This is a genomic window from Aeromonas sp. XH, assembly GCF_033348475.1.
Classification (GTDB): domain Bacteria; phylum Pseudomonadota; class Gammaproteobacteria; order Enterobacterales; family Aeromonadaceae; genus Aeromonas; species Aeromonas sanarellii.
The window spans coordinates 858,645-878,738 of sequence record NZ_CP137630.1 but is presented as its reverse complement, the minus strand read 5'-3'; the positions used below and the strand labels follow the sequence as shown (position 1 = coordinate 878,738).

Genomic DNA, 20,094 nt, shown 5'->3' with positions numbered 1-20,094 from the left:
GGTAAAATAGGGGAGAAACAGGTAAAAACCACTGACTTTGAGTAGGATCGCAGAATGTTACCTCTTTTTCCGCTTAGCTAGGCGAGATTGCTGGAGAGATCTCCCGCCCTGCCGATACTTCGGACAACCTTCTACCACACAAGGAACGCAAGATGCAGTTTCGTTCTATCCAGAATCGCATCCTGGTGCTGGCCGGGATCGCCATGACCGCGGCCCTGGTCATCCTGATCCTGCTCAATCAATACTCGGGCCGGCAGACCCAGCAGCTCACCATCAGTTCCAGCCGTGCCGCCCTGCAACAGGAGGCCTGGCAGAAGGTGAGCGCCAATGCCCGCGCCGAGGCCGCCACCATCACCCAACTGCTGCAAAAGGGGCTCTCCTACACCCAGCAGATGGCCAGCGTCTTCGCCCGGCAGCAGGAAGGCAAGCTGCCGCTGGATCGCCAGCAGGCCACCGATCTGCTCAAGGCCCAGCTCGGTCTGGAACCCCAGCTCTATGGCGCCTTCGCGGGCTTCGAGCCCAATGGCTTCGACGGCCAGGACGCCAGCTTCACCGGCCAGACGGCGCTGGGCAGCGACGGTCAGGGGCGCTTCGTCCCCTACTTCTATCGCGACAAGGATCAGGTCGGCACGGATCTGTTGCTCTCCATCGAGAAGAGCGACCCGGACGAATTCGGCAATCCGGCCAACGACTACTACGCCTGCCCACAACGGGAGGGGCGCTCCTGCCTGATCGACCCCTTCAAGGTGGACATCAACGGTCAGCAGGTGCTGGTGAGCACCATCACCACCCCCATCCTGGTAAACGGCCAGTTCAAGGGGATAGCCGCCCTGGATCTGGCGGTGGACTCCATCAGCCGTCAGGCCAAGTCCCTCAACAGCAACATCTATGACGGCAAGGGGGAGACCCTGATCGTCAGCGCCGCCGGTGTCATCACCGGCACCAGCGGCGATGCCGCCCTGCTCGGCAGCCGGGCCGACAAGGTGCTGGGCGACGGCTGGCAGCAGTACCTCAAGCCGGAGGTACAGCGCCAGGAGCTCGACGAGGCGTTTCGCATCTCGGTGCCCATAGCGGTGCCTGGCATGGCCCGCAACTGGGCCATCATAGTCACCCTGCCCTACCAGGTGGTGCTGGCGGGGGCCGACGAGCTGGAAGCCCAGCTCACCGACATGAACCGGGCCGCCATGACCCAGCAGCTGATCGGTGCCCTGCTGGTGCTGGTGCTGGCGCTCGCCACCATGCTGGTGATCGCCCGCAGCATCACAGGCCCCATCCGCCAGATGGTCAGCCTGGTGGATGACATCGCCGATGGCGAGGGGGATCTCACCAAGCGCCTGGAGACCCGATCCCAGGACGAACTGGGGGCCCTGGCCCGCGGCATCAACCGCTTTATCGACAAGCTGCAGGCGCTGCTCGGCGACGTGCAGAAGACCGCCAGCGAGGTACATCGCCACGCCGGGGACACCGACCGCATCGCCGGCCAGACCGACGGCAACCTGCAGCACCACCAGGCGGAGATGGAGCAGATGCTGACCGCGGTGCAGGAGATGTCCTACGTCAGCCAGGAGGTCGCCACCCATGCCAACAACACTGCCGACTCCGCCAAGCAGGCCCAGAGTGCGGCGGATCAGGGCAAGGTGCGCTTCCAGCAGGTGATCCACTCCATGCACAGGGTCGCCGCCGAGGCGGGCAAGGGCGCCGAAGTGGTGGAGGGGCTGGCCCACGACAGCGAGCAGATCACCAGCATACTCACCGTGATCCAGGGCATCGCCGACCAGACCAACCTGCTGGCCCTCAACGCCGCCATCGAGGCGGCCCGGGCCGGCGAACAGGGGCGCGGCTTCGCGGTGGTGGCGGACGAGGTGCGCAAGCTGGCGGGCAATACCCAGCAGGCGGTGCAGAACACCCAGGAGCTGATCGAGAAGATCCGCCACAGCTCGGCCAACGCGGTCAATGCCATCCAGCAGAGCCAGCAGCTGACCCATCAGGCGGTGGGCGAGGCGGATCAGGCGGAGGCGGCGCTGGACAGCATCTTCCAGGCCATCGCCACCATCAACGACATGACCTACCAGATAGCGTCCGCCGCCGAGGAGCAGAGCTCTGTCTCCGAGACCGTCTCCGGCAATCTATCAAAAACCAGCGCACTGGCCAACGACATCGCCCGGGACGCCACCAGCACGGCCAACGCCAGCCAGGCCCTGCGTCAGGCGGCGGAGCGTTTGCAGCAGTTGTTGGGACAATTCCGTCTCAACTGATAATTTTCATGCTCTGGACTCTCCCCCTCGGGGGCGAGTCCGTTTACCATAGGCGGCATATTTGCCTGATGGCAGGCAATGTAGTGAGAGGTAAATGCCGTGCCCACCCCGGACCGTCGCCCACGTGGCCATAACAGACGAGCCCAGCAGCGTCGCCAAGACGAATCACAAGGAACCCTGCTCCAACGTATCAACGCGGCTACCCTGCCCCTGCGCCAGCGCCTCGGCCAGGGCATGAGTGGCCTGGGTCAGCGCAACAAGGAGCCGAAGGCGGCCTCGTTCAGGCTGGCAAGCCCGCTGCCCCGCAAACACACCATAGGGTTGCTGGTGCTGATCCCGCTCTGGCTGGTAGTGCTGGCCTGGGAGCCTTCCCCCAGCGCACCGGCGGCCGCTCCGTCCGGTTCCCTTGCTGTGCCACTCGCCGTACCGGCCCAGGCGCTGACCGTGGGCAGCGAGACGGCCGGCAGCGCGCCAGCCGCGACCAAGCCGGTCGAGGAGAAGGTGGACGGCACCTGGCTGCAGCACGAGGTGCAGGCGGGCGAGACCCTCTACTCCATCTGGCGCAAGTTCGAGCTGCCGGGGGCCGAGCTCAGCCGTCTCATCGCCATCGAAGGGCCTGATCGTCCGCTGACCCGGCTGCAGTCCGGCAAGTCGGTCTTCATTCTGGTGGACGACAACCGCCGCATCCAGCGGGTCGAGATCCGCTCTTTCGGTCAGGCAAACTATCGCTACGACCGCCAGGGGGAAGGGTTCGCCCTCAAGGAGTGAGGCACAGTCAGCCACAGTGCGATCGTGCAGACGGGAGGCCATGGCCTCCCGTTTTTTTGACGTGAAGCATGAAACAAGCCGCTGACTTCACAATACTTTTAGCTTGCTCAAAAAATGAAAAGGGCCAAATTGACAAGGGATCGGGCTCCAGTACAATCGGTCAGGCTTTAGACAGGGATTGTGCTACATGCTACTGGGACAAAGAGACGTGGTCAGTCATGCTTCAACCCCTGGCTTCCAGGCAAATGCAGCCTAACGAGGCTTAGTTTCATTTTGTTATAGATAGGACTTACCACATGTCTGACATTCGCACCGGCCAAGTAAAATGGTTCAACGAAACCAAGGGTTTTGGCTTCATCGAGCAATCCCAGGGACCGGACGTTTTCGTTCACTTCTCCTCCATCCAGAGTGCAGGCTTCAAGACCCTGGCTGAAGGTCAAAAAGTCCAGTTCACTGTGACCCAGGGCAAGAAAGGCCCTCAGGCCGAGAACGTCACCGTTATCTGAGCCGGCACCAGTGAGTCTGTAGGAGGAGCCCTTGCCCCTCCTATTTTTTTGTCCGTCATTTCCCCTCCCCGCACGAACCGCTGCCGCCATCAGCCACTTAGCACTTGCTTGCACGAAAAAGTGAGCGCAGAGCTGGCCGAAAGCCGGATCCGGCAAAGCATAACGGCGCGATGTGGTGGGCAATGCGAACGGATGATGAGAGCTTCGAGGAGAGATTGGAGCGAGAAACGGAGACTCGAACTCGCGACCCCAGCCTTGGCAAGCGCAGATCATGCTCTACCAACCGGGTATGGCAAGCATTGTCTTGGGAAACTGGATGCGCGAACTTGGCGCAGAGAGATTGGATTTGAAGGATTTGACGAGAGATTGGAGCGGGAAACGAGACTCGAACTCGCGACCCCGACCTTGGCAAGCGCGGATCATGCTCTACCGACCGGGTATGGCAAGCATTGTCTTGGGAAACTGGATGCGTGAACTTGGCGCAGAGAGATTGGATTTGAAGGATTTGACGAGAGATTGGAGCTGGAAACGAGACTCGAACTCGCGACCCCGACCTTGGCAAGCGCGGATCATGCTCTACCAACCGGGTATGGCAATCATAGTCTTGGGAAACTGGATGGGTGAACTTGGCGCAGAGAGATTGAATTTGAAGGATCTGACGAGAGATTGGAGCGGGAAACGAGACTCGAACTCGCGACCCCGACCTTGGCAAGGTCGTGCTCTACCAACTGAGCTATTCCCGCAACATGGATTGTCTTGAGGCTGGCGGATGATTGGAGCGGGAAACGAGACTCGAACTCGCGACCCCGACCTTGGCAAGGTCGTGCTCTACCAACTGAGCTATTCCCGCATCGGAATAATCATCTGCACATTTTGGAGCGGGAAACGAGACTCGAACTCGCGACCCCGACCTTGGCAAGGTCGTGCTCTACCAACTGAGCTATTCCCGCAAAACCTGAAAACAGACCGTACAGCATTTGGTTGCTTGCGCTACTGTACGGGAGCCGAATTATAAGAGCAGACATTCCAATTGCAAGGGCTTTTTTGTCTGGTTGCAGCCGTTCGCTCAAAAGCTGGCCGAACTGCCGATTTTAGCAACCGGACGACGGCAACCCCTTGCCTGTCACTCAGATTTTGAAGACGTGGGCGCGGTAGAACTGCAGTTCGGCGATGGATTCGCGGATGTCGTCGAGGGCCTGGTGAGAGCCGCTCTTCTTGAACTGCTCCAGCAGCTCCGGCTGCCAGCGGCGCACCAGCTCCTTGATGGTGCTGACGTCCACGTTGCGATAGTGGAAGAAGGCTTCCAGCTCCGCCATGTGCTTGACCATGAAGCGGCGATCCTGGCCTATGCTGTTGCCGCACAGCGGGCTGGTGCGCTCGGGCACCCACTCCCGGATAAACGCCAGCGTTTCGGCGATCGCCCTGGCCTCGTCGTATTCACTCGCCTTGACCCGGGCCACCAGGCCGCTGTTGGTATGGGTGTTGACGTTCCAGTCGTCCATCTTGGCCAGCTCTGCGTCGCTCTGGTGGATGGCGATGACAGGCCCCTCGGCCAGCACGTTCAGGTCCTTGTCGGTGACTATGGTGGCGATCTCCAGTACCACGTTCTGTTCGGGGTCCAGACCCGTCATCTCCATGTCGATCCATACCAGGTTCTGCGCGCTGACTGTCATGATTGCTCTCTTCAGTTGGGAGGAATGGCGGAATTTTGCCAATTTGCATGTATCATACTGGCTTTGGATCTGTTCATAAACCGGCAAACCCCGTGGCAAAGAAAGCAAAACTCAATCTGGGTCAACAAAGGCGCGTCCAGGCCAACCGCGATCGGCGGCTGCAAAAAGAGCACACGACAGTGGTGGATGACACCCTGTTCGGACCCGCCATCGAAGGGGTGGTGATCAGCCGCTTCGGCCAGCATGCGGACGTGGAGGCGAGCGACGGCACCATCCACCGCAGCAACCTGCGGCGTAGCAGCATCAGCAGCCTGGTGTGCGGCGACAAGGTGGTCTGGCGTCCCGGCCTCAATGCCGCCACCGCAGGCGTCATCGAGGCGGTGCACCCGCGCCACTCGGTACTGACCCGGCCGGACTTCTACGACGGGGTCAAGCCCATCGCCGCCAACATCGACCAGATCATCATCGTCTCCGCGGTGATGCCGGAGTTCTCCACCAACATCGTCGACCGCTATCTGGTGGCGGCGGAAGACGTGGAGATAGCGCCCCTCATCGTGCTGAACAAGGTGGACATGCTGGACGAGGCCGCCCGCGCGCAGGTCGAGCGCCAGCTCGAGACCTACCGCAAGCTCGGCTACGAGGTGCTGCTGGTGAGCTGCGAGAGCGGCGAGGGGCTGGACGAGCTGAAAGCCGCCCTCACCGGCAAGATCAGCATCTTCGTCGGTCAGTCCGGGGTGGGCAAGTCGTCCCTCACCAACGCCCTGATGCCGGGGCTGGACGTGCTCACCGGCGAGATCTCCGAAAACTCGGGACTCGGCCAGCACACCACCACCACGGCGCGGCTCTACCACTTCCCGAGCGGCGGCGACCTCATCGACTCCCCCGGGATCCGCGAATTCGCCCTCTGGCACCTGGAAGCCGATCGCATCACCTGGTGTTTCGTCGAGTTCCGCGACTACCTGGGCGGCTGCAAGTTCCGCGACTGCACCCACAAGGACGATCCCGGCTGCGCCCTGCGCACGGCGGTCGAACGCGGCGCCATCAGCGCCGATCGCTTCCGCAACTATCACCGCATCCTGGAAACCATGCAGGAAGCCCGCCACGGTCGCCAACAGGCGCGGCTGTGACCCATTCAACTCATTCCTTAGATGAAGATCATGAGCATCACTGACAACCTGAAAATTGCCGGTCAATACTGTCTGCCCAAACACGCCCTCTCCCGCCTGGTGGGCAAGCTGGCCGCCGCCGAGGCCGGCAACCTCACCACCAAGGTGATCGAGGCCTTTATCAAGCAATACGGCGTCGACATGAGCGAGGCGCTGCACGAGAGCCCGGCCCACTACAAGAGCTTCAACGCCTTCTTCACCCGCGAGCTCAAGCCCGGCATCCGCCCCGTGGTTGAGGACGCCATGACCCTGGCGCTGCCGGTGGACGGCACCGTCAGCCAGCTCGGTCCCATCAGCCAGGGCCGCATCATCCAGGCCAAGGGCCACGACTACAGCGCCCGTGAACTGCTGGGCGGCTATGAGGATCTGGTGGCGCCGTTCAAGGATGGCGACTTTGCCACCATCTATCTGGCACCCAAGGATTACCACCGCATCCACATGCCGCTGGACGGCGTGCTGGAGAGCATGGTGTTCGTACCCGGCGATCTCTTCTCCGTCAACCCGCTCACCGCCGAGAACGTGCCGAACCTGTTCGCCCGCAACGAGCGGGTGGTGGCCACCTTCCGCACCCCCCACGGCCCCATGGCGCTGGTGCTGGTCGGCGCCACCATAGTCGCCAGCATCGAGACCATCTGGGCCGGCAATATCGCGCCGACCAAGCAAAAGGAAGTGGTACGCTGGGACTACAGCGGCGATGAAGCCATCACCCTGCAAAAAGGCGCCGAGATGGGCCTGTTCAAACTCGGCAGCACCGTCGTCTGCCTGTTTGGCCCGGGCATGCTGGCCGGTTTCGAACCGCACCTGGCCAACGGGGTCACCACCCGCATGGGTCAGCCCTTTGCCACCCTGGCGGCGCAGGCATGAGCGAACAGTCGCCCACTCCCCAGAAGAACAACCCGCTGCACGGGCTGACCCTGGAGGCGATTGTCACCGCATTGGTGGCCCACTATGGCTGGGAAAGATTGGGGCAGGAGATCGCCATCCGCTGCTTCACCCAGGACCCCAGCATCAAGTCCAGCCTGAAGTTTTTGCGCAAGACCCCCTGGGCGCGGGAGAAGGTCGAGAGCCTCTACCTCTACGTCCAGCGCAAGCAAGCCACATCGAAGGAATAACGCCATGGCGTTCAAGATTACCTACACCTACAAGAAGCAGGCCAAAGAGATCGGCTACGCCAACGACAAGTTCAACAGCATCTACGATGCCGTGGCCGCCGCCGAGGGCATCGATCTCACCCGCTTCCACGCCATGGAGGAGCAGCTGGCCCAGGTGTGCCGGCGCGACAAGAAGAGCGTGAAGGACTACAGGGAGAACTACTTCAAGGAGCTGGGGTTCGCCAGCATCGTCATCGAACGGGCTCCCAAGGAGTAAGCATGCGCACCCTGACTCTGATGGCCGCCTCCCTGCTGCTGGCCGCCTGCAACGGCACGCAGCAGGCCCAGATGGTGGGGGCTGACCGCGACGAGCACGGTTGCATCGGCAGCGCTGGCTATCAATGGTCCGAGCTGACCGGCCAGTGCGTGCGGCTGTTCGAGCAGGCGGTGCGGCTGCAATCTCTGGAGGCGGGCGAAACCGGCAGCGCCTTCGTGCTGTTCAACGACGATCGGAGCCAGGCCGAGCTGACCCTGCCGAGCGGCGAGCGGGTTCGCCTGATCCGTCAGGGGGAAGAGGGTGGCTGGTCCTGGCAGGGCGGCGCCTATCAGCTCTATCCCTGGAAGGGCTATGTGCTCAAGTCCGGCGAGCGGGCGCTGTTTCACGGTGACAGCGCACTCTGAGTGCAACTCCCGCGGCAAGCGACAGACACAAAAAAACCCCGTTGTAGGCAACGGGGTTTTTCTTTGGGGCCTGCTCAGTTGCCGAGGGTGGCGAACAGGCTCTGCTCCAGGCTGCCGCGAGAGACACACACCGGGGTGATGGAGGGGGCCAGTACGCGCTCGCCGGAGGACTCGACGAAGTAGAGCTGGGTGTTGCCCTTGACGTTGACGGTCGCCACGCTGTTGTTGCCGCTCTGGGTGATGATCAGGTTGATCTGCAGGTTCGGGTTGCCCAGTGCGACCTTGGACCCCATGGTGCCGCAATCCAGCCACTCCAGCCCCTCGGCCGAGTTCTCGACGTTGGCGGTCATCAGGCCGGAGCCCCGCTGGCTGTTCTCGATGTTCAGGCCGTGATCGCCAAACCACTTCTCGGCACGGGCCCACACCAGATCCACCGGGATCGCCATCTCCTGGGTGTTGTTGGTCGCCTTGGCTACCGGCGGGGTATAGCGGTACTGCTCGCCACCGTTGTTGTCGCTGGCACAACCCACCATCAGCAGGGCCAGTGCTACTCCCACTATCTTTTTCATGCTGCTTCTCTCATCCATATAATCCGGCCATAGGCCAACCGGCGGCTATTATGGCGATCGCGACACAGACTGTCAGCAGGGATCCGCATAAATGGCAGACTCTTAACCCGTGCTTTACAAAACTTGCCTGTTATCATAGATTTGCTCGAAGTCTCCCCCGTGAGTGCTCCCGTGAATTCTTCGCTCTCCCTGGCGCTGCTGCAGCAGATCATCGACCAGTTACCCATGAATATCTTCTGCCGGGATACAAACGGACGGTACCTGTTTGCCAACAAGGTCTTCGCGAGGGAGGCCGGGCTGCAGCACCCGGATGAGGTCATTGGCAAGTGCGATGCCGAGATGCCCTGGGGGGATGTGTTCCGCGAGGAGGACGATCACCTGCTGGCCGAGGGCAAGCCCCTGCTGCATCAGCAGCTCCATTGCCACAACGGTGCCGCCACCGGCTGGATGGAGATCCACAAGGTCCCCCTCTATGGCAAACAGGGCGAGCCCATCGCCCTGTTTGCCATGATCAGCGCCATCGACCAGCGCAAGGAGCTGGAGCAGACCTATCGTCAGCAGCAGCTGCTGCAGCGCCGCCTGCTGGACGCCATTCCGGACCTCATTCGCCTCGAGGATCACCAGGGCGTGCTCATCGACTGCAACCAGGCCTTTCTCGACTTCATGGGGCTCGCCGCCAGCGAGGCCCTGGGTCGGCGTGTGCCGCCCCGTCTGCCCGTCGAACAGACACTGGGGCAGGGGGAATACTGCGTGGTGGATGCCCAGGGTCAGGGCCGCCACCTGGAGGTCACCCGGGTCGAGGTACCGGACGACGAGGGCAACTCCCTCGGCATCCTCACCCTGAGCCGCGACATCACCGGGCTGCGCACCACCCAGGCCCAGTTGCAACAGGAGCAGCACTACGACAGCCTGACCGGCCTGCTCAAGCTCTCCCACTTCCTGCAGACCAGCCGCCATCTCGGCGCCCGCAAGGCCAGCCTGCTGCTGGTCGACCTGCAGCACTTTCGCGAGATCAACGATCGCTTCGGCATCCGCATCGCCGACCGCCTGCTGAGCCAGGTCGCCCGCCGCCTACAACGGCTGGCACCGCCCCAGTCCCTGCTCTGCCGGGTGGCCGCCGACGATTTCGCCCTGCTGCTGCCCGAGCTCCCCATCTCCCTGGACGAGTGGAGCCGCAATCTGCAACAGGAGCTGATGATCCCCTACCAGGTGGAGGAGCACAGGATCCAGATCCCGGTCTTCCTCGGCATCGCCCATGGCAAGGCCAAGGATGCGGAGCGGCTGCTGAGCCACGCGGAGGCTGCCCTGGCCCAGGGCAAGCGCCAACAGCAACACTGCACCCTGTTCGACCCCGAGCTGGATGCCAAGCTCAAACGCCGCCAGCTCATCGCCGTCCAGCTGCCGCTCGCCATCAAGTCCGCCGAGCTGACCGCCGTCTACCAGCCCATCATCTGCACCCACAGCAACCGGCTGCACGGGGCCGAACTGCTCTGCCGCTGGCCCCATCCGGAGTTCGGCATGATCTCCCCGGACGAGTTCATCCCGCTGGCGGAGGAGCTTGGGCTCATCGGCCAGCTCGGCCAGCTGATGCTGGAGCTGGGCTGTGCCCAGCTCGCCCGCTGGCAGGTGGCGGCGCCGGATCTGGTGCTCTCCATCAACCTGTCGCCGCTGCAGTTCCGCGACCCCGAGCTCTGCCCTCAGATCTTCGCCTGCATCGAACGCCACGGCCTCGCCCCCTGGCAGCTGGAGCTTGAGATCACCGAAGGGGTGCTGATGGAAAACGCCGACGAAATCGAGAGCAACCTGGCCAGCCTGATCGAGGCGGGTTTCCAGCTCGCCATCGATGACTTCGGCACCGGCTACTGCTCCCTGGCCTACCTGCCCAGGCTGCAGGTGGCGACCCTCAAGCTGGACAGAAGCTTCACCCAGGGGCTGGCCACCAACCAGGCCACCACCGCCATAGTGCGCTCCGTCATCGGTCTGGGCCACGAGCTTGGCATCAAAATCACCGCCGAAGGGGTGGAGACGGCGGAGCAACAGGCCTGGCTGGCGCAGGCCGGCTGCGATCGGCTGCAGGGCTACCTGTTCAGCCGCCCCCTTCCCCCCGCGGACTTCGCCCGCAACTACCAGCTGCCGGCCTGATGCGCCACCAACGACAAGGCCACCCTGAGGTGGCCTTGTCGTGTTTGCTGAGGGTGCACAGGCGCACCCGGCGCCCTTACTCCTGGAAGTAGGTGCCCCAGCCGTCGTAATCCACACCGTACTTCTCGAGGATAGGCAGCATCTTCTCGATGTCGGCGACTATGGTCTCCACATCCAGCTTGCACTCCACGGTGGCGTCGAAGCAGAAGATGGTGGCGCCGTCGTCCAGCTCCATCTCCTCGGCGTCGGTCACCTCGAACCCGGCCTTGAACAGATCCACCGCCGCCTTCTCCAGCAGATCGAACTTCTGGCAGGCAAAGTGATGCTCAATCTCATACTCCAGATCCGGATTGCTGCCATCGGCCAGCAATTCGTTGACGATGGCGGCGGTCTCTTCGCGCCACTCTTGCATATTGGTATTCATATAAACCCCAGGCGGTGTTGGATGGAGGTCAGCCCCGACTGGCGGGTGCACCGGACGGCGCCGTCCCGGGTCTCGGGGGGGATGATTGCGGCAAAGCATACCCGCAGAGTGCTGCTGGCTCAATCGGTGGGAGAAGATAACTGCCGGACTCCTCTCCTCCCAGATGGTGGTCCCCCCCCAAAAGGGGAAAATCAGTGCAATGCTCCACCCCAAGGTTGGATTCCGATGGATACATCCTTGCCGCTATGACTTTACCTGGTCATTCCCCTGCCCTCTTCACGACAGCCAGGGTTTCCCTCCACCGCCACCCCGGATGACAAATGGGCCGCCTGGCGGTATCAAGGGACGCGGGTGAATCATCACCCGCCCGGAAAAGGAGCCCGCCAGGCTCCTTTCTGATCATGTGAAGGAGCACATAGATAATGCCTAAAAAAACAATAATGAGCCTGCTTGTCGGCTCAACCCTTATGATTGGAAACCAGGCCATGGCCGCCCCGGTCCACGGTCCGTTCGATGCCCCCCTGGCCGACGAGGTGAAGGTGCTGGAGATGCTTAAAAAAAGCGGTCGCATCCCCACCCTGGCCTCCCCCGAGCAGGAGCAGGCGGCCCTCGCCCGCTACTACCGCGAGAAATCGCGGGCCTATCAGGGCAATGGCGGCACCCTGGCGGTGAAAGAGGGCAAGTTGCGCGAGACCATCCTCAAGAAGATCCGCCTCAACGGCACCGCCCGTCCCGGCGATCGGGTGCCCACTTTGCTGCTCAAGGCCATCGAGAAAGAGCACTACCGGGGCCAGATGCGCAAGGACAAGATCCTCGCCATCCTGGTGGACTTCCCCGACTACCCGAAGAACAGCGTGCGCCCCGAGCTCACCAAGATGTACTACCCGGATTACACCCCGGCGCACTACAACGATCTGCTGTTCTCGTCCAAGGGCTATGCGGGCCCGAACGGCGAGCGGTTCATCTCCATGCGCCAGTTCTACGAGCAGCAGTCCGGCCAGAGCTACAGCGTGCGCGGTCAGGTGGCGGGCTGGTATACCGCCGACAGGAACGCCGCCTACTACGGTGCCAACGCCACCCCGGAGACCATCCGGGAGCTGGTGAAGGAGGCACTGATCCAGGTGGCAGGAGACCCTGCCATCGATCTGGCGCAGTTTGACCAGGAGGATCGCTACGATCTCAACGGCAACGGCAACCGCAACGAGCCGGACGGCCTCATCGACCACCTGATGATCTTCCACTCCAGCATCGGCGAGGAGGCAGGGGGCGGCGATCTCGGCGAAGACGCCATCTGGGCCCACCGCTGGAATCTGGGTGCCCCCTACCCCATCCCCGGCACCAGCAGCCCGAGCCAGAACTTCGGCGGCCAGTTTGCCGCATACGACTACACCATCCAGCCCATCGATGCGGCGGCCGGGGTCTGTGCCCACGAATATGGCCACGATCTGGGGCTGCCGGACGAGTACGACACCAAGTACACCGGCAAGGGGGAACCGGTGGCGACCTGGTCCATCATGTCGTCCGGCTCCTGGGCCGGGATCATCGGCGGCACCGAGCCGACCGGGTTCTCCGCCTGGGCCAAGGAGTTCCTGCAGGCCTCCCTCGGCGGCAACTGGCTGCACGGCAGCAATGTGCAGCTCGCCGATCTCAGCCCCCGCGGCAACGTCTACATGCTGGATCAGGCCAACGACAAGGGGCGCAACGACGACGTGGTGCGCATCAACCTGCCGGCCAAGCAGATCCCGCTCAACCCGCCCTACGCCGGCCAGTACCAGTACCACGGCGGCAAGGGCAACAACCTCGACAACCGCATGAGCCTCAAGCTGGATCTGAGCGGCAAACAGAGCGCCAGCCTTGGCTTCAAGGCCTGGTATCAGATTGAAGAGGGGTACGATTACGCCAGGGTGCTGGTCAACGGCCAGCCCATCGCGGGCAACCTGACCACCAGCGACGATCCCAACGGCGTCGGCTTCGGGGTCGGCATCACCGGCAACTCCAACGGCTGGACCGATGCCGAGTTCGATCTCACCCCCTGGGCCGGTCAGCAGGTCACTCTGACCCTGCAATACCTGAGCGACGGCGGCGTGGCCGAGAACGGGCTGTTCGTGGACGAGCTGCAGATCCTCGCCGATGGCGACACCCTGCTGAGCGACGGGGCCGAGGGCAGCTCCCCCTTCACCCTGGCCGGCTTTGTGAAGAGCAACGGCAACGAGGCCAAGGATCACTACTACCTGGCCGAGTGGCGCAACCACGCAGGGGTGGACAAGGGGCTGGCCCACATCAACGTGGCCGACCAGCTGATGCGCTACGAGCCGGGCATGCTGCTCTGGTACGTGGACAACAGCCAGGTCAACAACTGGGTGGGTGTCCACCCGGGTGAGGGCTTCCTCGGGGTGGTGGATGCGGATCAGCGCACCCTCAAGTGGAGCGATGGCGCCGTGGCCGGCACCCGCTACCAGATCCACGACGCCACCTTCAGCCTGGGCTTCCAGCAGCCGCTCAACCTGAAACACCCGAGCGGCTCCCTGCTGCGCGACTTCTGGATCACCCCGAACCGGGTGTTCAAGGATTCCCGCAGTTACCAGAGCAAGGAGATCCCGGATGCCGGTCGCCTGCTGCCCGAATACGGGCTCAAGATCGGCGTCACCGGTCAGGCCCGTGACATGAGCACCGGGCGGATCATCGTCAGCCGCCACTGAGCACGACACTGATGACCAGGGGGCCCAGGGCCCCCTTTTTCGGCGCCGTACAACGCAGTGCGAGGCAGGACAACAGTGCCGATGAAGGGGGGATTGCTCGGTTATCGAGCGAACGACACCGCAATCTGCACCCCGTGGTTGACACCTCGGTCCAGAAAGGGTTTAATGCGCGCCGTTGCCCAGATAGCTCAGTCGGTAGAGCAGGGGATTGAAAATCCCCGTGTCGGCGGTTCGATTCCGTCTCTGGGCACCAAGACTCTTCCTCCGTAGTTCAGTCGGTAGAACGGCGGACTGTTAATCCGTATGTCACTGGTTCGAGTCCAGTCGGAGGAGCCAAATTTGAAAGGCCCGCTCAATCGAGCGGGCCTTTCTGCATCTTGTCCTTCCCCGGGCGCGTCATCCTAGTAGCGGTTCTCGTCGCCGTGCCACACATGCCCTGCCGAACAGGCCCGCGCGACCTCGTGACAGGGGTCGTCCGCATGGCGGCGGAAGAAATGCTGATCCTGTTGCAGCAGGAGCGAACTCATCGAGTGATTCATGCCGGCCAGCGCCTCGCCAGCGGTCAATCCTGCAACCCGGTGATCGGTGGCCAAATGGGCCAGAACTTTTTCACGACTATTCATGATCGCCTCCCTCTGTGGATCCCGTCGTAACTTGACCATAGCAGCAGCGCTCCGAATACCGCAAACCCGCGCCAGCAAAGGGTTTCAGGCCGGTCCTGGTTAGTGCCCGGGGCGCCAGACATGTAAAAGCCCGCTCATCAAGAGCGGGCTTTTACTTCATTCTGCTAGCCGCCGTTGCAGGCCGCCAGCAACAGGGTGGCCCCGCAGGTGGCGCTGAAAACCAGCAAGCCCGCCTGCAACACCCCCTCCGGATCCGTCTGTTTCCTTTTCTTCCTGAACCTTGTCCATCTAGGCTTCATCGAGCCTGCTCCATCCTTTCCTGCACCCCTGCCCTTCTCGGCAGGCGGCCCATCTTCGTCCGGGGAGACGCCCGCCGTCAATCGCCCGGGCGCAATAATTCAGCTCCCCGCTCCCGCCATGACCGCGGCCCATCATCTTGTTAACCATCAGGAAAACCGGCGTGACCCCTCTGCGCGCCGGGGCTATGATGAAGCCGACGATTTCCACCCCAGGGAGACCCCAGATGAGCAGCCCCTTGCACTACGTGCTGGATGGCATCCATTGCGAGCCACACTTCTTCACCGTGCCCCTCGACCACCAGCGACCGGACGACGAGGAGACCCTCACCCTGTTCGGTCGCACCCTCTGTCGCCAGGACAAGCGAGACGCTGATCTGCCCTGGCTGCTCTATCTGCAGGGGGGCCCGGGCTTCGGCGCCCCGCGCCCGACCGCAAGCGGCGGCTGGATCAAGCGGGCCCTGCAGGAGTTTCGGGTGCTGCTGCTCGATCAGCGCGGCACCGGCCACTCCAGTCCCATCCACGCCGAGGCCCTGGCGGGGATGTCCCCCCGGGAGCAGGCGCACTACCTCGGCCATTTTCGCGCCGACAGCATAGTGCGGGATGCCGAATACGTTCGCGAGGTACTGAGCCCGGGTCGCCCCTGGAGCCTGCTCGGCCAGAGCTTCGGCGGTTTTTGCAGCCTCACCTACCTCTCCCTGTTCCCGGACAGCCTGCACGAGGTCTACCTCACCGGCGGGGTGGCCCCCATAGGTCGCAGCGCGGACGAGGTCTACCGCGCCACCTACCGGCGGGTGGCGGACAAGAACCGCGCCTTCTTCACCCGCTTCCCCCATGCCCAGGCCATCGCCAACCGGCTGGCCAACCACCTGCACCACCACGACGTGCGCCTGCCCAACGGCCAGCGCCTGACGGTGGAGCAGCTACAGCAGCAGGGGCTGGATCTCGGGGCCAGCGGCGCCTTCGAGGAGCTCTACTACCTGCTGGAGGACGCCTTCATCGGCGAGCGGCTCAACCCCGCCTTCCTCTACCAGGTGCAGGCCATGCAGCCGTTCAACACCAACCCGGTGTTCGCCATATTGCACGAATCCATCTACTGCGAAGGCAGCGCCAGCAACTGGGCGGCCGAGCGGGTCAGGGGCGAGCACCCCGAGCTCAACTGGGCACCGGGCAAGGATTTCGCCTTCACCGGCGAGATGATCTTCCCCTGGATGTTCGAGCAGTTCCGCGAACTCATTCCCCTGAAGGAAGCTGCCCATCTGCTGGCCCAGAAGGCGGACTGGGGCCCTCTCTACGACCCGGCGCAGCTGGCCCGCAACCGGGTGCCGGTGGCCTGCGCCGTCTATGCCGAGGACATGTACGTGGAGTTTGACTACAGCCGTGACACCTTGCGGGGGCTTGGCAACAGCCGCGCCTGGATCACCAACGAGCACGAGCACAACGGCCTGCGGGTCGATGGCGAACAGATCCTGGACCGGCTCATCCGCTTGAACCGGGATCGCTGATCCCGCGCGGGCGACGCCCCCGCCACAATAAAGAATATCGAGGGCGGCCCATGAGCCGCCCCGCCCATGGAAGCAACACAAAATAATAAGGACACCCATTGGATCACCCGGAAATCTCGGCCGGCTGGCTGAGTCGCCTCTTCTATCGCTGGACGGGCCCGCTGTTGCGCAAGGGGCTGAGCCAGCCCCAGGTCGGTCTCGACGATCTCTACCCCCTGCTGCCGGAGGACAGGCGCGACGGGCGCGCCGACGCCTTCCTCGCGCTCACCGCCCGCCAGCCGGTACGCCCCTGGCCCATCACCGCCTTCATCTGGCGCCACTACAAGGGGCGGATTGGCCTGCTCACCCTGCTGCAACTGTTCGGCATGCTGGCGACCCTGGCCAGCCCCTGGCTGCTCAACCACGGCATGACCCAGCTCGGTACCGACGCCACCACCAGCCACAAGCTGCTGCTGGCCCTGGCCCTGTTTGCCTCCGTGCTCGCCTCCGGCATGCTGGCGGAGCACTCCCTGCAACTGGCCCTCAAGATGCACGTCCCCATCCGCCGCCTGCTGGCGGAGTCCCTGCTCGCCAAGGTGATGAAGCTGGGGGGCAAGAGCTTCGACGACCGGGCCGGTGGTCGGGTGCAGAACCTCATCAACCGGGACGTCTGGGACATTACTTGGATTCTTGCGGACCCCGCCATGCCGCTCACCATGGCACTACAGCTGGCGGGCACCATAGCCCTGCTGGTGTGGCAGGTGGGCAGCGCCGGCCTGGTGGGCTTCGCGGTGCTCGCCCTGCTGCTGCTCGTCTCCACCCGGGTGGTGCGGCGCATGAACCAGCAGGAGCAGCAGCTCAAGCGTCAGCAGGACGAGCGCAACGGCATCCTGGCGGAATACATCAAGAAGCTGCGGCTGGTGCGCCAGAACGGGCTGGGCCCCTTCTTCACCGGGGCGGCCAACGCCAAGCGCCGGCAGGAGCTGGGGGTGCTGGGCCGGGTGCTCAGGCTCGATGCCCTCAACGAAGGGCTGATGCTGGGCACTCCGCTGCTGGTGACGCTCGCCACCTTCACCACCTACCTGATGTCGGGCAACACCCTCACCCTGCCCCAGGTGTTCACCACCATAGCCCTGTTCACCGTGCTGCGCATCCCCATGATGCGGCTGCCTTACCTCATCCGCACCCTGATCAACTTCAACACCGGCTTCAACCGGCTGTGCGAATTCCTCAACAGCCCCGAGCAGCACCGGGATCTCGACGACCCCAACCTGCCGGCAGGGGCCTTGCAACTGGATGGCATCACCGCCCTGCACCAGCAAAAGCCGGTGCTGGAGGGGATCAGTCTCGCCATCGCACCGGGGGAGCTGGTGGGGATCACAGGCCCCACCGGGGCGGGCAAGAGCTGCCTGCTGCACCTCATCGCCGGCTTCGACGACGGCTTCGAGGGCAGCATCCGCCGCCATGGCCGGGTCGCCCACCTGGGGCACAAGCCCTGGCTGATGAACGACAGCATCCGCAACAACATCCTGTTCGGCCAGCCCTGGGATGAGGCGCGCTATCGCTGGGTGCAGGGCGCCTGCTCCCTCACCGCCGATCTCGAGCTGCTCAGCCACGGGGATCAGACCCTGGTGGGGGAGCTCGGCACCCGCCTCTCCGGCGGTCAGCAACAGCGGGTCGCCCTGGCCCGCGCCCTCTACGCCCGGGCCGATATCCTGCTGCTGGACAACCCCTTGTCTGCGCTCGACCCCGTGGTCGCGGCCCAGGTGCTGGCGCAGGGACTCGCCTTCAGGCCGGGGCCGACCCGGCTGCTGGTGAGCCATGACCCCGACGTGCTGGCCCGCTGCGATCGGGTGATCCGCATCGAGCAGGGCCGACTGGTGGAGCTAGACGCCCACCAGCTGGCGGACCTCATCCAGCACCCGCAGCCTGCCCCTCTGCTCGCCCCCCAGGAGGCGGAGCAGTTCAGCGAGGAGAAGGTGGTGGAGGGCAAGGTGGACTGGGGACTCTTCGGCTTCATGTGGCAGCGCCTGGCTGCTCCCGGCGCCATCCTGATCGCCCTGCTGCTCACGCTAGGTCAGGAGGGGCTGCGCATCGCCTCGGATCTCTGGCTCGGCGGCAAGGCCGAGGTGAGCGATGTCAGCACCCTGCTCGGCATCTATGTGCTGCTGGGGGCTGGATCGCTGGTCTGCATCATGGTGGTGCGGGTCATCAACTACAAACTCGGCCTCAAGCTGGCCTGGACCCTGTTCGACGGCATGCTGGGGCGCATCAGCCGCGCCCCCATGGCCTTCTTCGACAAGGTGCCCCAGGGGCGCATCCTCAACCGCTTCGATCGGGATCTCGGGGAGGCCCAGGAGATCCTGCTGTCGATGCTGATGGGGCTGTTCGGCATGCTGGTGTCGGTTGCTCTGCAGGTGGTGGTGATCGGCATCAACATCCCCCTGCTGCTGCTCATCGCCCCCCTGGTGGGCTGGGCGCTCTACGTGCTGCAGCGCCGCTACCGAGCGGTGCAGCTCAAGCTGCGGCGCCAGTCCTCGGTGCTGCGCTCCCCGCTCTACATCAGCATCAGCGAGACCATTCGCGGCGCCCCCGCCCTGCGCCTGGCCGGGGCCGAGCGCTTCGCACTGGATCAGGTGCTGCTGCACTATGACAACAACCTGCGCAGCTGGTACACCACCACCTCCATCAACCGCTGGCTCGGCATGCACCAGACCCTGCTCTCCGCCGCCCTGGTGGGGGCCGTGGCGCTGATGGTGGCCTTTGGCCACAGCCCGCTGCTGGGGGCCGTGGCCATCACCTACGCCTTCACCGCCTCGGCCATGCTCAACTCCCTGATCCGCACCTTCGCCGAGGTGGAGCAGGTGATGAACGCGGTGGAGCGGGTGCGGGAATACAGCGAGATAGAGAGCGAGCGCCAGGAGGGGGAGCCCCTCGCTACCCTCCATCCGGCGGTGCGCTTCGACAACCTGGGGCTGCGCTACCCAGGCGCCAGCCAGTGGGCGCTGCACAGGGTGAGCTTCGAGCTGTCCCCCGGCGAGAAGGTGGGCGTCTGTGGCCGCACCGGCGCGGGCAAGAGCTCCCTGCTGGGGGTGCTGCAGGCCATGTACCCGGCCTCCCAGGGGGAGATCCATTACGGCGATCAGCCGCTCTCGGCGCTTGCGCCTGAGGCGGTGCGCGCACTCTACGACACCGTCTCCCAGATCCCCCTCACCTTCTTCGGCACCCTGAGGGCAAACCTGGCCCCCCTGGCTACACACGACGACGCCGTGCTGGAACAGGCCCTGGCCCGGGTGGGGCTGGCCGAGCGCTGCGCCGGTCGGCTGGATGAGGATCTCGACAGGCTGCAACTCTCCGCTGGCGAGACCCAGCTACTGGTGATCGCCCGCATCCTGCTGTCGCACCGACCGCTCATCGTGCTGGACGAGGCCACCTCGGATCTCAGCCACGGCGGCATGCGCAAGATGGCGGCGCTGCTCTATCGCTACCGCCCGGAAGCCAGCTACCTGGTGATCGCCCACCACCTGGAGCCGCTCTTGTCGGTGGACAAGGTGGTGGTGATGGAGGCCGGCACCGTGGTGGAGCAGGGGTCCCCGGTCAGCCTGCTGGCCAACCCGGACTCCCGCTTCCACCGCCTGTTCGCCGGCCAGGTCAACCGCCAGGTGGAGGAGCTGATCAGATAGCGCCGAAACAAAGAGGGCTGCCCAGGGGCAGCCC

17 protein-coding genes and 5 tRNA genes are annotated in these 20,094 nt (G+C 63.9%); 14 read left to right on the top strand and 8 right to left on the bottom strand.

The features are described 5' to 3' along the window. Positions 1-152 precede the first annotated feature (152 nt). The 3 genes from R2B70_RS04170 (at position 153) to R2B70_RS04160 (ending at position 3,529) form a co-directional block, all read left to right on the top strand. On the top strand, positions 153-2,255 hold the full coding sequence (locus R2B70_RS04170) for a methyl-accepting chemotaxis protein (protein ID WP_318162715.1): 2,103 nt from the start codon (positions 153-155) through the stop codon (positions 2,253-2,255). A gap of 99 nt (positions 2,256-2,354) precedes the next feature. After that, positions 2,355-3,023, top strand: a complete 669-nt coding sequence (locus R2B70_RS04165; RefSeq protein ID WP_318162714.1) for a LysM-like peptidoglycan-binding domain-containing protein — start codon at positions 2,355-2,357, stop codon at positions 3,021-3,023. A 296-nt stretch (positions 3,024-3,319) separates the two neighbouring features. After that, complete coding sequence (locus R2B70_RS04160) at positions 3,320-3,529, top strand: cold-shock protein (RefSeq protein WP_005297820.1); 210 nt, start codon at positions 3,320-3,322, stop codon at positions 3,527-3,529. A 667-nt stretch (positions 3,530-4,196) separates the two neighbouring features. Here the strand turns inward: R2B70_RS04160 and R2B70_RS04155 are convergent. From R2B70_RS04155 to orn, 4 genes are all read right to left on the bottom strand, one after another. Next, positions 4,197-4,272: transfer RNA gene (locus tag R2B70_RS04155), tRNA-Gly, on the bottom strand. Positions 4,273-4,303: 31 nt separating this feature from the next. Beyond that, positions 4,304-4,379 (bottom strand) — tRNA-Gly (locus R2B70_RS04150). A 24-nt stretch (positions 4,380-4,403) separates the two neighbouring features. Then, positions 4,404-4,479, bottom strand: a tRNA-Gly gene (locus tag R2B70_RS04145). A 177-nt stretch (positions 4,480-4,656) separates the two neighbouring features. After that, positions 4,657-5,202 (bottom strand): oligoribonuclease, encoded by a 546-nt coding sequence (gene orn, locus R2B70_RS04140; protein WP_216989664.1) that lies wholly within the window; start codon positions 5,200-5,202, stop codon positions 4,657-4,659. Between the two features lie 92 nt (positions 5,203-5,294). Here orn and rsgA point away from each other — a divergent pair, with 92 nt between their 5' ends. The 5 genes from rsgA to R2B70_RS04115 are packed head-to-tail and all read left to right on the top strand — an operon-like array spanning position 5,295 to position 8,140. Then, entirely contained in the window at positions 5,295-6,329 is a 1,035-nt protein-coding gene (rsgA, locus tag R2B70_RS04135) for a small ribosomal subunit biogenesis GTPase RsgA (protein WP_216989663.1), read from the top strand. A 30-nt stretch (positions 6,330-6,359) separates the two neighbouring features. After that, a complete protein-coding gene (asd, locus tag R2B70_RS04130) occupies positions 6,360-7,232 on the top strand; it encodes an archaetidylserine decarboxylase (RefSeq protein ID WP_318162713.1) in 873 nt (290 codons plus the stop codon). Continuing rightward, entirely contained in the window at positions 7,229-7,480 is a 252-nt protein-coding gene (locus R2B70_RS04125) for a VF530 family protein (protein WP_318162712.1), read from the top strand. The genes asd and R2B70_RS04125 overlap by 4 nt, the downstream gene beginning before the upstream one ends. Positions 7,481-7,484: 4 nt before the next feature. Further along, the gene (locus R2B70_RS04120; protein ID WP_318162711.1) at positions 7,485-7,736 is read left to right on the top strand and encodes a DUF2960 domain-containing protein; all 252 of its coding nucleotides are present in this window, start codon (positions 7,485-7,487) and stop codon (positions 7,734-7,736) included. A 2-nt stretch (positions 7,737-7,738) separates the two neighbouring features. Beyond that, the gene (locus R2B70_RS04115; protein WP_318162710.1) at positions 7,739-8,140 is read left to right on the top strand and encodes a hypothetical protein; all 402 of its coding nucleotides are present in this window, start codon (positions 7,739-7,741) and stop codon (positions 8,138-8,140) included. A gap of 74 nt (positions 8,141-8,214) precedes the next feature. On the opposite strand, the gene R2B70_RS04110 is transcribed toward R2B70_RS04115, so the two are convergent. After that, positions 8,215-8,709 (bottom strand): hypothetical protein, encoded by a 495-nt coding sequence (locus tag R2B70_RS04110; RefSeq protein WP_042078021.1) that lies wholly within the window; start codon positions 8,707-8,709, stop codon positions 8,215-8,217. 171 nt (positions 8,710-8,880) lie between these two features. Here R2B70_RS04110 and R2B70_RS04105 point away from each other — a divergent pair, with 171 nt between their 5' ends. Next, complete coding sequence (locus tag R2B70_RS04105) at positions 8,881-10,851, top strand: EAL domain-containing protein (RefSeq protein ID WP_318162709.1); 1,971 nt, start codon at positions 8,881-8,883, stop codon at positions 10,849-10,851. Between the two features lie 76 nt (positions 10,852-10,927). Here the strand turns inward: R2B70_RS04105 and rraB are convergent, their stop codons facing one another. Further along, on the bottom strand, positions 10,928-11,263 hold the full coding sequence (rraB, locus tag R2B70_RS04100; protein WP_042078026.1) for a ribonuclease E inhibitor RraB: 336 nt from the start codon (positions 11,261-11,263) through the stop codon (positions 10,928-10,930). Between the two features lie 497 nt (positions 11,264-11,760). On the opposite strand from rraB, the gene R2B70_RS04095 reads away from it, so the two are divergent. From R2B70_RS04095 to R2B70_RS04085, 3 genes are all read left to right on the top strand, one after another. Then, a complete protein-coding gene (locus R2B70_RS04095) occupies positions 11,761-13,974 on the top strand; it encodes an immune inhibitor A domain-containing protein (protein WP_412055157.1) in 2,214 nt (737 codons plus the stop codon). Positions 13,975-14,151: 177 nt separating this feature from the next. Further along, positions 14,152-14,227 (top strand) — tRNA-Phe (locus R2B70_RS04090). A 7-nt stretch (positions 14,228-14,234) separates the two neighbouring features. Beyond that, a tRNA-Asn gene (locus R2B70_RS04085) sits at positions 14,235-14,310 on the top strand. A 65-nt stretch (positions 14,311-14,375) separates the two neighbouring features. Here R2B70_RS04085 and R2B70_RS04080 read toward each other — a convergent pair. After that, entirely contained in the window at positions 14,376-14,597 is a 222-nt protein-coding gene (locus tag R2B70_RS04080; RefSeq protein ID WP_042078030.1) for a hypothetical protein, read from the bottom strand. A 164-nt stretch (positions 14,598-14,761) separates the two neighbouring features. Further along, on the bottom strand, positions 14,762-14,896 hold the full coding sequence (locus tag R2B70_RS04075) for a hypothetical protein (protein WP_081843827.1): 135 nt from the start codon (positions 14,894-14,896) through the stop codon (positions 14,762-14,764). A gap of 224 nt (positions 14,897-15,120) precedes the next feature. On the opposite strand from R2B70_RS04075, the gene R2B70_RS04070 reads away from it, so the two are divergent. Both R2B70_RS04070 and R2B70_RS04065 read left to right on the top strand, forming a co-directional pair. Beyond that, the gene (locus R2B70_RS04070) at positions 15,121-16,398 is read left to right on the top strand and encodes an alpha/beta hydrolase (RefSeq protein ID WP_318162707.1); all 1,278 of its coding nucleotides are present in this window, start codon (positions 15,121-15,123) and stop codon (positions 16,396-16,398) included. A 98-nt stretch (positions 16,399-16,496) separates the two neighbouring features. Beyond that, on the top strand, positions 16,497-20,060 hold the full coding sequence (locus R2B70_RS04065; protein ID WP_318162706.1) for an ATP-binding cassette domain-containing protein: 3,564 nt from the start codon (positions 16,497-16,499) through the stop codon (positions 20,058-20,060). Positions 20,061-20,094 lie beyond the last annotated feature (34 nt).

Coding starts and splice junctions, on each gene's coding strand:
- R2B70_RS04170 (WP_318162715.1), top strand. CDS start 153: ATGCAGTTTCGTTCTATCCAGAATCGCATCCTGGTGCTGGCCGGGATC.
- R2B70_RS04160 (WP_005297820.1), top strand. CDS start 3,320: ATGTCTGACATTCGCACCGGCCAAGTAAAATGGTTCAACGAAACCAAG.
- orn (WP_216989664.1), bottom strand. CDS start 5,202: ATGACAGTCAGCGCGCAGAACCTGGTATGGATCGACATGGAGATGACG.
- asd (WP_318162713.1), top strand. CDS start 6,360: ATGAGCATCACTGACAACCTGAAAATTGCCGGTCAATACTGTCTGCCC.
- R2B70_RS04125 (WP_318162712.1), top strand. CDS start 7,229: ATGAGCGAACAGTCGCCCACTCCCCAGAAGAACAACCCGCTGCACGGG.
- R2B70_RS04120 (WP_318162711.1), top strand. CDS start 7,485: ATGGCGTTCAAGATTACCTACACCTACAAGAAGCAGGCCAAAGAGATC.
- R2B70_RS04115 (WP_318162710.1), top strand. CDS start 7,739: ATGCGCACCCTGACTCTGATGGCCGCCTCCCTGCTGCTGGCCGCCTGC.
- R2B70_RS04110 (WP_042078021.1), bottom strand. CDS start 8,709: ATGAAAAAGATAGTGGGAGTAGCACTGGCCCTGCTGATGGTGGGTTGT.
- rraB (WP_042078026.1), bottom strand. CDS start 11,263: ATGCAAGAGTGGCGCGAAGAGACCGCCGCCATCGTCAACGAATTGCTG.
- R2B70_RS04095 (WP_412055157.1), top strand. CDS start 11,761: ATGGCCGCCCCGGTCCACGGTCCGTTCGATGCCCCCCTGGCCGACGAG.
- R2B70_RS04080 (WP_042078030.1), bottom strand. CDS start 14,597: ATGAATAGTCGTGAAAAAGTTCTGGCCCATTTGGCCACCGATCACCGG.
- R2B70_RS04075 (WP_081843827.1), bottom strand. CDS start 14,896: ATGAAGCCTAGATGGACAAGGTTCAGGAAGAAAAGGAAACAGACGGAT.
- R2B70_RS04070 (WP_318162707.1), top strand. CDS start 15,121: ATGAGCAGCCCCTTGCACTACGTGCTGGATGGCATCCATTGCGAGCCA.